The sequence below is a fragment of the Bradyrhizobium sp. PUT101 genome (assembly GCF_052043945.1).
Classification (GTDB): domain Bacteria; phylum Pseudomonadota; class Alphaproteobacteria; order Rhizobiales; family Xanthobacteraceae; genus Bradyrhizobium.
The window spans coordinates 5,754,983-5,766,260 of sequence record NZ_CP197207.1; the positions used below are offsets into that span (position 1 = coordinate 5,754,983).

The 11,278-nt window shown below is 65.0% G+C and carries 12 protein-coding genes; 9 read left to right on the top strand and 3 right to left on the bottom strand.

Annotation, left to right across the window (positions count from 1 at the left end; all coding sequences use genetic code 11):
- Positions 1 to 25 precede the first annotated feature (25 nt).
- From ACSHT2_RS27600 to ACSHT2_RS27630, 7 genes are all read left to right on the top strand, one after another.
- Positions 26 to 625: a TetR/AcrR family transcriptional regulator gene (locus ACSHT2_RS27600; RefSeq protein WP_440637817.1), complete on the top strand. Its 600-nt coding sequence runs from the start codon at positions 26 to 28 to the stop codon at positions 623 to 625.
- Positions 626 to 760: 135 nt separating this feature from the next.
- On the top strand, positions 761 to 1,384 hold the full coding sequence (locus ACSHT2_RS27605; RefSeq protein WP_440637818.1) for a flavin reductase family protein: 624 nt from the start codon (positions 761 to 763) through the stop codon (positions 1,382 to 1,384).
- A gap of 289 nt (positions 1,385 to 1,673) precedes the next feature.
- Complete coding sequence (locus tag ACSHT2_RS27610) at positions 1,674 to 3,941, top strand: acyl-CoA dehydrogenase (protein ID WP_440637819.1); 2,268 nt, start codon at positions 1,674 to 1,676, stop codon at positions 3,939 to 3,941.
- Positions 3,941 to 5,224, top strand: a complete 1,284-nt coding sequence (locus ACSHT2_RS27615; protein ID WP_440637820.1) for an acetyl-CoA C-acetyltransferase — start codon at positions 3,941 to 3,943, stop codon at positions 5,222 to 5,224. Before ACSHT2_RS27610 ends, ACSHT2_RS27615 begins: the two co-directional genes overlap by 1 nt.
- 2 nt (positions 5,225 to 5,226) lie before the next feature.
- Complete coding sequence (locus tag ACSHT2_RS27620) at positions 5,227 to 7,323, top strand: 3-hydroxyacyl-CoA dehydrogenase NAD-binding domain-containing protein (RefSeq protein WP_440637821.1); 2,097 nt, start codon at positions 5,227 to 5,229, stop codon at positions 7,321 to 7,323.
- 7 nt (positions 7,324 to 7,330) lie between these two features.
- A complete protein-coding gene (locus ACSHT2_RS27625) occupies positions 7,331 to 7,741 on the top strand; it encodes an acyl-CoA thioesterase (RefSeq protein ID WP_239621802.1) in 411 nt (136 codons plus the stop codon).
- A 222-nt stretch (positions 7,742 to 7,963) separates the two neighbouring features.
- Positions 7,964 to 8,155 (top strand): hypothetical protein, encoded by a 192-nt coding sequence (locus tag ACSHT2_RS27630; RefSeq protein ID WP_028134810.1) that lies wholly within the window; start codon positions 7,964 to 7,966, stop codon positions 8,153 to 8,155.
- A gap of 109 nt (positions 8,156 to 8,264) precedes the next feature.
- Here ACSHT2_RS27630 and ACSHT2_RS27635 read toward each other — a convergent pair whose 3' ends face one another.
- Positions 8,265 to 8,717: a nuclear transport factor 2 family protein gene (locus ACSHT2_RS27635; RefSeq protein WP_440637822.1), complete on the bottom strand. Its 453-nt coding sequence runs from the start codon at positions 8,715 to 8,717 to the stop codon at positions 8,265 to 8,267.
- Between the two features lie 154 nt (positions 8,718 to 8,871).
- Here ACSHT2_RS27635 and ACSHT2_RS27640 point away from each other — a divergent pair, with 154 nt between their 5' ends.
- Complete coding sequence (locus ACSHT2_RS27640; RefSeq protein ID WP_440637824.1) at positions 8,872 to 9,558, top strand: HAD family hydrolase; 687 nt, start codon at positions 8,872 to 8,874, stop codon at positions 9,556 to 9,558.
- 107 nt (positions 9,559 to 9,665) lie between these two features.
- Complete coding sequence (locus ACSHT2_RS27645; RefSeq protein WP_440637825.1) at positions 9,666 to 10,508, top strand: DeoR/GlpR family DNA-binding transcription regulator; 843 nt, start codon at positions 9,666 to 9,668, stop codon at positions 10,506 to 10,508.
- A gap of 4 nt (positions 10,509 to 10,512) precedes the next feature.
- Here ACSHT2_RS27645 and ACSHT2_RS27650 read toward each other — a convergent pair whose 3' ends face one another.
- Both ACSHT2_RS27650 and ACSHT2_RS27655 read right to left on the bottom strand, forming a co-directional pair.
- Positions 10,513 to 10,929, bottom strand: a complete 417-nt coding sequence (locus ACSHT2_RS27650; RefSeq protein WP_440637826.1) for a type II toxin-antitoxin system VapC family toxin — start codon at positions 10,927 to 10,929, stop codon at positions 10,513 to 10,515.
- Entirely contained in the window at positions 10,929 to 11,180 is a 252-nt protein-coding gene (locus ACSHT2_RS27655) for a type II toxin-antitoxin system prevent-host-death family antitoxin (RefSeq protein ID WP_440637827.1), read from the bottom strand. Before ACSHT2_RS27655 ends, ACSHT2_RS27650 begins: the two co-directional genes overlap by 1 nt.
- Between the last annotated feature and the right edge of the window lie 98 nt (positions 11,181 to 11,278).

The window sequence follows — 11,278 nt, forward strand, 5'->3', positions numbered from 1 at the left end:
AGTGCTGACGGACGAGTCCTGACAAATGACACTGATTGCGGAACATATCGAAGGCGACACCCGGGATCGTATTCTCGAGGTGGCTGAGCGGCTGTTCCGCCAGATCGGCTACCAGAAGACCACGGTCGGGGATATCGCCAAGGAGCTCCGGATGAGCCCCGCCAACGTTTATCGCTTCTTCGAATCGAAGAAAGCGATCCATCAGGCGGTGGCCCGCTCGCTGATGGGCGAGGTCGAGCTCGAGGCCCGGCGGATCGTCGCAAAGCCCGGTCCGGTCAGGGAGCGCTTCCGCGAACTGCTCACCACCATCCACCGCATGAACACCGAGCGCTATGTCGGCGACAACAAGCTGCACGAGATGGTCGAGATCGCGATGCAGGAGGATTGGCAGGTCTGTGTCAACCATATGGAGTGCATCGCCGGATTTGTCGGCCAGATCATCGCGCAAGGCGTCGCCTCCGGCGAGTTCGAGGCGCCGGACCTGCAGCTGGCTTCGCTGTGCGCCTGTACCGCGATGATGCGCTTCTTCCACCCCCAGATGATCGCCCAGTGTGCCACCAAGCCTGGTCCGACCATCGACCAGATGATCGATTTCGTCATCGCGGGTCTGTCGCCGCGCCACTGACGAGGCGGGAAGTTTCTCCTATAACGTCCTTGCCGTCATTCCGGGGCGGTCCGTAGGACCGAACCCGGAATCTCGAGATTCCGGGTTCGATGCTTCGCATCGCCCCGGAATGACGGGCATTGGAGAAGCACCCGCGTGACCGACAAAGACCTGTACTTCTATGAGCCCTCCAAGGGCCACGGCCTCAAGCACGATCCCTTCAACGCCATCATCGCGCCGCGGCCGATCGGCTGGATCTCCTCCCGCGATACCAAGGGCCACGTCAACCTCGCGCCCTACAGCTTCTTCAACGCGTTCTGTTACGTGCCGCCGATCATCGGCTTCTCCTCCACCAACTGGAAGGATACGGTCGAGAACATGCAGCAGACCGGCGAGTTCGTCTGGAATCTGGCCACGATGGACCTGGCGAAGCAGATGAACGCGACCGCGGCGCATGTCGCGCCCGAGGTTGATGAGTTCAAGCTCGCGGGCCTCACCGCCGTGCCCGGCAAGCTCGTCAACGTGCCGCGGGTGGCTGAGAGCCCCGTCGCCTTCGAGTGCAAGGTGTCCGACATCGTCCGCCTCAAGGGCGCCGACGGCAAGGAGGCCGACGCCTGGCTGACCCTCGGCGAGGTCGTCGCCGTCCACATCGACAAGACCTTGATCAAGGACGGCGTCTACCAGACCGCCGCCGCCCACCCGATCGTCCGCGCCGGCCGCCGCGGCGATTATTTCGAGATCAAGCCCGAAAACATGTTCGAGATGATCCGGCCGGATTAGGGCCGGTCATCTTCGCGTCGTCATTCCGGGGCGCGCCGTCAGGCGCGCGCCCGGAATCCATTCACCGACCAACGCTGCCGCATGATGGATTCCGGGCTCACGCTTCGCGTGCCCCGGAATGACAGTGGGGCGTTCAGCCCCATTCCCCCTCCCGGAACTGCCACCACGCCCCGGCCGTTATGGCTTGGGCGGCCGCCCGGCCGCGTCAATATCGCAGCCGAAGTCTTCACATCCGCCACCCACTTTCCGCTAAAATGCCTGACACCCGCGCCGATGCATGAGGTCCGCCATGAGCTTCCGCCGCGACATTCTTACCAAGCCGATCTTCTCCTGGGCGCGCGGCGTGCTGCCGACGATGTCCGACACCGAACGTGAAGCCCTCGAAGCCGGCGACGTCTGGTGGGACGCCGATCTCTTTACCGGCAATCCTGATTGGTCGAAGCTGCTGAAGGTGCCGCAGGCCGTGCTGACGGACGAGGAACGGGCCTTTCTCAACGGCCCCGTCGACGAGCTCTGCGCCATGCTCGACGAGTGGAAGATCTTCTGGGAATTGCGTGACCTGCCGCAGGACGTCTGGCACTTCGTCAAGCGCGAGAAGTTCTTCGGCATGATCATTCCGAAGGAGTTCGGCGGCCTCGGCTTCTCGCCTTACGCCCATTCGGAAGTGGTGCGCAAGATTTCGACCCGCTCGATTGCGGCGGCCGTCACCGTGATGGTGCCGAACTCGCTCGGGCCCGGCGAACTCCTGATGCGGTTCGGAACCAGGGAGCAGCAGGAGCGCTGGCTGCCGCGCCTCGCCGACGGCCGCGACATTCCCTGCTTCGGGCTCACCAGCCCGGAAGCCGGCTCCGACGCCGCCTCGATGGTCGACACCGGCGTCATCTGCAAGGGCACCTTCGAGGGCCGCGAGGTGGTCGGCCTCAGGCTCAACTGGCACAAGCGCTATATCACACTCGGCCCGGTCGCGACGCTGCTGGGCCTTGCCTTCAAGGCTTCTGATCCCGATCATCTCGTCGGCAGCGAGGAAGAGCTCGGCATCAGCGTGGCGCTGATCCCGACCAATCTGCCCGGCGTCGAGATCGGCCATCGCCATTTGCCGTCGATGCAGGTGTTCCAGAACGGCCCGAATTGGGGACGCGACGTCTTCATTCCGCTCGACTACGTCATCGGCGGCAAGGAGCGCCTCGGCCAAGGCTGGAAGATGCTGATGACGGCCCTTGCCGCCGGACGCGGCATCTCGCTGCCGTCGCTCTCTGCCGCGGGCGCCGCCTATGCGGCGCGCGCCACCGGAGCCTATGCCCGCATCCGCGAGCAGTTCGGCATCTCCATCTCGAAGTTCGAAGGCGTCGAGGAGCCGCTCGCGCGCATCAATGCCACCGCCTACCAGCTGGATGCGGCGCGGCGGCTGACCTGTGCGGCGCTGAATGCCGGCATTCATCCCGCCGTCATTTCCGGCATCATGAAGCTGCATGCGACCGAGCGGATGCGCACCGTGATCGATGACGCCATGGACATCCATGGCGGCAAGGCCGTGATCGACGGTCCGCAAAACTATCTCGGCAATCTGCACCGCGCCGTGCCGGTCGGCATCACGGTGGAGGGCGCCAACATCCTGACTCGCAACCTCATCGTGTTCGGGCAAGGTGCCATCCGCGCGCACCCCTATCTGCTCGACGAGATGAATGCGCTCGCCGATTCCGATCGCGAGCGCGGCCTCACCACCTTCGACAAGGCGTTCTGGAAGCATGTCGGCCATAGTTTCCGGACATTGTTCCGCGCCTTCGGTCGCAGCTGGACCTTTGGCGCATTCGCGCCGGCGCCCGATGCGGGCGATGCGACGCCATTCTATCGCCAGCTCTCGCGCTACTCCGCGGCCTTTGCGCTCTGCGCCGACATGGCGCTGCTGACGCTCGGCGGCGCGCTCAAGCGCAAGGAGATGCTGTCGGCCCGCTTCGGTGACATCCTGTCCGAGCTCTATCTGCTCTCGGCCGCGCTGAAGCGCTGGCAGGACGAAGGCCGGCAGAAAGAGGATTTTGCCGCGCTGGAATGGTGCATGGCGACCGGCGTCCGCACGATCGAGAACCGGCTTGCCGAAATCCTCGCCAATTTGCCCAACCGCTTCGTCGCAGGTTTCCTCGGGCTCGTGGTCCAACCGTTCGGCGCGCGCGTGCTCGGCCCCTCCGACCGCGTCGTGCACCGATGCGCGAGCTTGGCCCTGGAGCCGTCGGCGGCACGCGAGCGCCTCACGCCGGATCTGGCCCGGGTCGACGACGACGGCGGTTTTGCCCGGCTGGAGCGCGCGTTCGAGCTGGTCGCCAGCACGGACGCCATCGCCAGGCGCCTGCGCGCCGCGCATATTCGCGACTGGAAGGAAGCGGTCGCCAAGGGCGTGATCACGCAGGCTGAGGGCGAGCAGCTCGCCGCGGCCCGCGAATCCGTCACAAAAGTGATAGAGGTCGACGATTTTGCGCCGGAGGCGCTGTCGCCGATTTACAAGAAAACCGTCAATGTGCATCAGTTCTTCCAGGAACTCGGTGAGCAGAGGGCGGCGAGCTGATGGCACGACCGGTATTCATCGTCGACGGCAGTCGGACGCCGTTTCTAAAGGCGCGTTCGGGGCCCGGTCCGTTCACGCCGGTCGATCTCGCCGTCCAGTGCGGCCGGCCGCTCCTGGCGCGTCAGCCGTTTGCGCCTGACAGCTTCGATCAGGTCATCCTCGGTTGCGTCAACGTGATCGCGGACGAGATGAACCCGGCCCGCGTCGCCGCGCTCCGGCTCGGCATGGGCGAGGACATGGTCGCCTTCACCGTGCAGATCAATTGCGGCTCCGGCATGCAATCGATCGACACCGCCTACCGCTACATCCGTGAAGGCCATGCCGACATGATCCTCGCCGGCGGCACCGAGGCGCTGAGCCATGCGCCGCTGGTCTGGCCGAACTCCGGCGTGCGCTGGTTCGCCGGCCTCGCCACCGCCAAGGGCGTTGCCGCGAAGCTCGCTGCGGCCTTCAAGCTGCGGCCGCGCTATCTCAAGCCGATCATCGGCCTCGAGCGGGGCCTGACCGATCCCATCACCGAGCTGAACATGGGCCAGACCGCGGAAGTCGTCGGCCATCTCTTCGGCATCACGCGCGCACAGTCCGATGCTTACGCCGCCGAAAGCCATCGCCGCCTTGCGCATGCGCAAGGCGCCGGTTTTCTCAGGGGCGAGGTCGAGACTGCGTTCTCCCGCGACGGCAAGTTCTTCGACCATGACGACGGCGTGCGGCCGGATTCGACGGCAGAGACGCTGGCAAAGCTCCGGCCGGTGTTCGAGCGCCCCTGGGGACAGGTCACCGCCGGCAACTCCTCGCAGATCACCGACGGCGCCTCCTGGGTGATCCTCGCCTCCGACGAGGCGGTCGCAAAGCACAAGCTGACGCCGAAGGCCGTCATCGTCGACAGCCATTGGGCTGCGCTCGATCCCAGCATCATGGGGCTCGGGCCCGTGATGTCGGCGACGCCGCTGCTCTCGCGCAATAATCTCACGATCAAGGACGTCGAGACCTGGGAGCTGAACGAGGCCTTTGCGACGCAGGTGCTCGGCTGCCTCGCCGCCTGGAACGACGACAAATTCTGCCGCGAGATCCTCGGGCTGGACGGCGCCGCCGGCGAGATCGATCGCGACAGGCTCAACGTCGACGGCGGCGCGATCTCGCTCGGCCATCCCGTCGGCACCTCCGGCAACCGCATCGTGCTGCATCTCGTCAATGCGATGAGGCGGCTCGGCACCCGGCGCGGCGTTGCCACCGAATGCATCGGCGGCGGGCTCGGCGGCGCCATGCTGATCGAGGCGGTGTGACCATGGATTCGAAGATCATGACCGCGCTGGGCGACCGCCTCCTGACGCTTGGGCCCCCGCCCGCGGCGGACAGTCCATACAGGCATTTCAAGCTGACGCGTGACGCCGATGGTGTCGCCTGGCTGCTGTTCGACCGCGCCGAGACCAGCGCCAACACCCTGTCCTCCGACGTGATGGAGGAGTTCGACGCCGTGCTCGCCGCGATCGAGACCGAGCGTCCGGCCGGCCTCGTGATCCGCTCGGCCAAGCCGTCCGGCTTCGTTGCCGGCGCCGACGTCAACGAATTTCGCGGCGCGTCTGATCCCGGCATGGTGGAGACGCGCATCCGCGCCGCGCACGCCGTTGTCGACCACCTGGAAGCCTTGAGGCTGCCGACGGTCGCGGTCATCCACGGCTTCTGCCTCGGCGGCGGACTGGAGGTCGCGCTCGCCTGCCAGGCGCGCATCGCCATCGACGGTGCTCGCTTCGGCTTCCCTGAGGTGATGCTCGGCCTGCATCCCGGCCTCGGTGGCACGGCACGGTTCACCGCGTTGGTCAATCCGACCCAGTCGATGGCGCTGATGCTGACCGGCCGCACCATAGATGCGCGCCGTGCCAAGGCGATCGGCCTCGTCGACACCGTGACGCAGGAGCGCCACGTCCACGGCGCGGTGAAGGATGCGCTGTTCGGCCGGCTGAAGCGGGCTAGGCCCGGTCTGCTCGCGCGCGCCGCCAATCTCGGGCCGGTGCGTGGCCTGCTGGCCAAGCGCATGCGCGCGGAGGCCGCGAAGGCTGCATCCCGGGAGCATTATCCCGCTCCTTACGCGCTGATCGATCTCTGGGAGGCACATGGCGGCAGCAAGGCGGCGATGCTGAAGGCGGAGCAGGCTTCCTTCGCCAGGCTGATGGTGACGCCGACCGCGCAGAATTTGATCCGCGTCTTCTTCCTGCGTGAGCAGATGAAGAAGGCCGCGGGCAGCGGCAATACGGTCAAGCATGTCCATGTCATCGGCGCCGGCGCGATGGGCGGCGACATCGCCGCCTGGTGTGCGGGGCAGGGGGTGCGCGTCTCGCTCGCCGATATGAAGGCGGAGCCGATCGCGGGTGCGGTGAAGCGCGCAGCCGAGCTCTACGGCAAGATCATCCGCAAACCGACGGAGGTGCGTGACGCGCTCGACCGTCTCATCCCCGACATGGACGGGGAGGGCGTTCGCAATGCCGATCTCATCATCGAGGCCGTGCCGGAGAAACTGGAGCTGAAGCAGAAGGTCTATGGCGCGCTCGAGCCGCGGATGAAGCCGGGCGCGATCCTTGCGACCAACACGTCGAGCATTCCGCTTCAGGACTTGCGCACCACTCTGGCGCGGCCGGAGCGGCTGGTCGGCTTGCATTTCTTCAATCCGGTGTCGCGGTTGCAGCTGGTCGAGGTCGTCAGCCATGACGGCAACGATCCGCAGGTGCTGAAGGACGCGCTCGCCTTTGTCGGCGCGATCGACCGCCTGCCGCTCGCGGTGAAGAGCTCGCCCGGCTTCCTCGTCAACCGCGCGCTGACGCCGTACATGCTGGAAGCGATGGTGATGCTGGACGAGAAGATCGACCAGCGCCTGATCGATGCCGCAGCCGAGCAGTTCGGCATGCCGATGGGGCCGATCGAGCTTGCCGATCAGGTCGGGCTCGACATCTGCCTCGACGTCGGCGACATGCTGCGGACCAAGTTCGGCGATCTCCTGCCGCCGACGCCGGCCTGGCTGCGCGAGAAGGTCGCCAGGGGCGAGCTCGGCCGCAAAGCCGGCAAGGGCTTCTACACCTGGAAGGACGGCAAGGCGGAGAAGGCACCGCTTCCCGAGACCGGCCCGCGCGTCACCGATCAGATGATCGACCGCCTCGTGCTGCCGATGTCCAACGTCTGCATCGCGGCGCTTCGCGAGGGCATCGTCGACGATGCCGATGCGGTCGATGGCGCCATGATCTTCGGCACCGGCTATGCGCCGTTCCGCGGCGGCCCGCTGAATTATGCGCGCACGCGTGGCGTTGATGACGTGGTCTCGACGCTGCGCGCGCTGGCCGAGCGATTCGGTGCGCGCTATGCGCCTGATCCGGGCTGGGACAGTTTCAAGTGAGAGCGATATGAGTGAACAAGCTACGACCGGGCCGAGCGGTGATCTCTGCATCCGCACGCTGGCGATGCCGGCCGACACGAATGCAAACGGCGACATCTTCGGCGGCTGGCTTCTGAGCCAGATGGACGTCGGCGGCGGCGTGTTCGCCTCGAAGGCTGCGAGGTCGCGCACCGTGACGGTCGCGATCGAGGCGATGAATTTTCGCAAGGCGGTCTATGTCGGCGATCTCGTCTCGGTCTACGCCAATCTCGTGCGCGTCGGGCGCACCTCGCTGACGGTGCATCTCGAGGCCTGGGCATTGCGGCGCAAGGAGCTTCATCCGTTCCTCGTCACCGACGGCAATTTCACCTACGTCTCGATCGACGACCACGGCCGTCCGCAGGCGATCCAGCGAAACGATCCGCCGATCGCGACGTAATCGCGCGCGACGCTCTGCCTCATCCTGCGAGACGTGGCAAGCGCCGCAGAACGCGGCGCGGGTGAGTCATCCTCGTCGCGGCTTCGCCAAGAACCAGTCATAAAACGGATGAGGTCTCGGCGTACTCAATTGCGTGTCGATTCGGGGTGAAACGGCCTCAAATGCCTGGGAACCTTTGGGCACGAGTGCCGTTATTTGCCCGCACTGAGGGATCCACGGACCATGCCGGACAGCTACATTATCGAAGTCGATTCGCAGACCGCAGGTATCGTCGTTCGCTCTCAAGGAGGCTACTGCTTCTTCGCCTCGTCCCACCGCTTCAACCGTCTCGAAGGCCAGCTCTTCCGCAACGCCCGCGAAGCCGAACGCGCCGCGCGCAAGCTGGTTAACGGCGATGTGAAGGAAGCGGCGTAGTCGTCAACGCGAGTTGCGCGGTCGGAATTTTTTGCCGACCGCACCGTGCCGTTCCCTTCTCCCTCGCGGAGCCATCCTCTCCCACAAGAAGGAAAGGGGAGGGACGTCATCACAACTTCGTCGCAGACCGCGACAGCAGCTTCCACTCGTCGCCCTGCTTCTGCCAGTTCATCAGGATGTGAAGATTGGTCGATACTTTTTTCCCGTCGGCTGCCATCTCCTGCTCGCCCAGCCAGTGGAAACGCACGATCGCTGCGGGGCCGACCACCTTGATGGTGGGGTCCTTGTATTCGATCGACAGGAATTTCGATTTGCCGTCGGTGGCGTTGGCGATGAAGGTTGCCTTGTCCTCGACCTTGCCGCTGGAATGGCTGTAGCTGAGATCGTCCCAGCACAACGCGCCGAGCGCCTTGGGATCGGCCGCGATCTGGGCAAGGCGGAAGGCCTCGACCTTCTTCGCCACGGCTTCCTCGTCCGCCGAAGCGGCGATCGCCGGCGCGGCGAACGCAAGCGCGGAGACGGCGAAAGTGGAGAGAGCCAGATCGCGTCGATTGATGGTCATCGTTTCCTCCTTTTTGATCTTGCGCCGAGTGTTGCAGCCCCGCATGACATTGTCGAGTGTCGCATTGTCGTCATGTGAATGCGCGATTGCGGGATCGAGGCGGTATTGATACGTCTCGCGCATCGATGCGTCGCGCATTTGGGAAAGTACGGAAATGATCGAGGCCAGCTACGATGCGACGGGCAGGGCGTTGTTGTTCGACATCGACGGCACGCTTGCCGATACCGATCCGTTGCACTTGAGGGCTTTCAACCAGGTGCTCGGCCCGCGCGGCCATGTCTTCGATCGCGCGCGTTTCTCCAGAGAGCTGCAGGGTTTCGCCAATGTCGCGATCGGCGAGCGCTTTCTGCCCGACGAGGCGCCGGAGCGGCGCGCGCTGATCCTCGATGAGAAGGAGGAGGTCTTCCGCACGCTCGTAGCCGGGCAGATCGCACCGCTGCCGGGCCTGATGGCGCTGCTCGACCGGGCCGACAGCGCCGGCATCCCCATGGTCGCCGTGACCAACGCGCCGCGGCTCAACGCCGAGCTGCTGCTCTCCGGTCTCGGCATCACGCATCGCTTCAAGGCACTCGTGATCGGCGCCGAGCTGCCGCACGGCAAGCCGCATCCGCTGCCCTATCAGGAAGGACTGCGTTTCGTCGGCGCGCGGCCGGAAACCTCGATCGCATTCGAGGACTCCCGCACCGGCGTGCAATCCGCCACGGCGGCCGGAATTCCGACCGTCGGCATCCGGACCAGCCTCAGCCATGCTGACCTGGTTGCATCAGGCGCCGTCACTTCTGCCAGCGCCTTCGACGATCCGGCGCTGCTCGAGCGTCTTGCGAACGCCATGGCGTGGTAAGAAATGGCGTGGTGAGGGCCCGTCGCCCGTTAACCGTGATCGGCGCGCGCATTGACCGAAGACGCGAACCGCCGCACCATGCATCATCCTGATTTGAGGCCGTTGCCGTGACCGGACTAACTCATCGCCAAGCCGAAATCCTCAACATCGCGCGCGCTTCCGGCCGCGTCATGGTCGAGGAGCTCGCGCGTCGATTCGAAGTCTCGGCGCAGACCATCCGCAAGGATCTCAACGACCTCTGCGAGCGGAGATCGCTGACCCGCATCCATGGCGGCGCCATCATCGCCTCCGGCGTCGAAAACCTCGCCTATGAGGCGCGCCGCTTCGTCGCTGCCGAGGAGAAGAAGGCGATCGGCGCGGCGGCGGCTTCGCTGATCCCGAACGGCTGCTCGCTGTTCATCAACATCGGCACCACGACGGAGGAGGTCGCGAGCGCGCTGACCTCGCACGAGGATCTCCTCGTCATCACCAACAATCTTAACGTTGCCATGCTGCTCTATCGCCATCCCCGCATCGAGGTGGTGGTCGCGGGCGGCACGGTTCGGCGCGCCGACGGCGGAGTGGTCGGCTCGACCGCGACGCAACTGATCGGCCAGTTCAAGGTCGACTATGCCATCATCGGTGCATCCGCGATCGACGAGGAGGGGGCGCTGCTCGACTTCGACTATCGCGAGGTGCAGGTGGCGCAGGCCATCATCGCCAATGCCCGCAGCGTCATGCTGGTCGCCGATTCCACCAAGCTTCGCCGTAGCGCGCCGGTGCGCATCGCCCACATCACCCAGATCCAGACCTTCGTCACCGACCAGGAACTCCCCGAGCGCCTCGCCACCATCTGCCACAGCAAAGGCATCGAGGTGGTCGAGGCGATGCCGAAGGGGGCAGAGGTCGATGATGCGGCTGATGCTCAGGATGCCGCGCCTGAAGCCGCACCGGTCGTTCGGCTGAGATAGGCGCTCACACGTCGTCCCACGGATTGAGTAGCGGGACGCCCGTAGGTTCGAAATCCCCCAGATTGCGCGTAACGACGGTCAAGCCGTGAACAAGCGCGGTCGCTGCAATGAGGGCGTCGCGTTCGGCCCGCGGGTCGGGAACGTGAAGTTGCGCACAACGCTGCGCTACGGCCGTATCGATTGCCAGGATCCGCCCCTCGAAGCGGGCCAGAATGTGATCGTCGATCCAGGCGCGCAGGACAGCACCTTGCACCGCATCTTTGCGCTCGATCCGGCGCGCGCCAAGTTCAATTTCGAGAATCGAAATGGCGGACATGAAGAAATTCGCCGCGGGCGCTGTGTTGGCCCAAGCGAGCATGTTGCGATCAGCCTTGTCCGGTCGCCTCAGTTCGGAAATGACGTTGGTGTCCAGAAGAAACATCAGTCGAGATCGACCGACTTGAATATCCCGCCGGCCATACGAGGTGGATCGAAGTCAAAGTCCGCGTTCGTCTGCGCCAGAGCTTCTGCAAGGCTCATGTGCCCGCCGCTGAGGCGCAAATAGTCCTCGATTGTCAGCAAGACATGGGCCGGGCGGCCACGATCCGTAATGAAGACGGGACCCTGCGAGGCCGCCTTCTTGGCGCCGCTCGTATCCTGATTGAATTCTCGGCTGGTCAGGGTGGTCACCATCCGTCAGCGCCTCCTTGTCTTGGCGTACCTTACCGAGAGGAATGTATGTAGATATGTTGCTACATTCAAGATCTTCGGCACGTGTCCCGCATCGCTCG

Excerpts from the sequence above, each read along its gene's own strand:
- ACSHT2_RS27600 (WP_440637817.1), top strand. The coding sequence starts at position 26 with ATGACACTGATTGCGGAACATATCGAAGGCGACACCCGGGATCGTATT.
- ACSHT2_RS27635 (WP_440637822.1), bottom strand. The coding sequence starts at position 8,717 with ATGACCATCAATCGACGCGATCTGGCTCTCTCCACTTTCGCCGTCTCC.
- ACSHT2_RS27655 (WP_440637827.1), bottom strand. The coding sequence starts at position 11,180 with ATGGTGACCACCCTGACCAGCCGAGAATTCAATCAGGATACGAGCGGC.
- ACSHT2_RS27630 (WP_028134810.1), top strand. The coding sequence starts at position 7,964 with ATGCCGGACAGCTACATTATCGAAGTCGATTCGCAGACCGCAGGTATC.
- ACSHT2_RS27625 (WP_239621802.1), top strand. The coding sequence starts at position 7,331 with ATGAGTGAACAAGCTACGACCGGGCCGAGCGGTGATCTCTGCATCCGC.
- ACSHT2_RS27620 (WP_440637821.1), top strand. The coding sequence starts at position 5,227 with ATGGATTCGAAGATCATGACCGCGCTGGGCGACCGCCTCCTGACGCTT.
- ACSHT2_RS27610 (WP_440637819.1), top strand. The coding sequence starts at position 1,674 with ATGAGCTTCCGCCGCGACATTCTTACCAAGCCGATCTTCTCCTGGGCG.
- ACSHT2_RS27615 (WP_440637820.1), top strand. The coding sequence starts at position 3,941 with ATGGCACGACCGGTATTCATCGTCGACGGCAGTCGGACGCCGTTTCTA.
- ACSHT2_RS27650 (WP_440637826.1), bottom strand. The coding sequence starts at position 10,929 with ATGTTTCTTCTGGACACCAACGTCATTTCCGAACTGAGGCGACCGGAC.
- ACSHT2_RS27640 (WP_440637824.1), top strand. The coding sequence starts at position 8,872 with ATGATCGAGGCCAGCTACGATGCGACGGGCAGGGCGTTGTTGTTCGAC.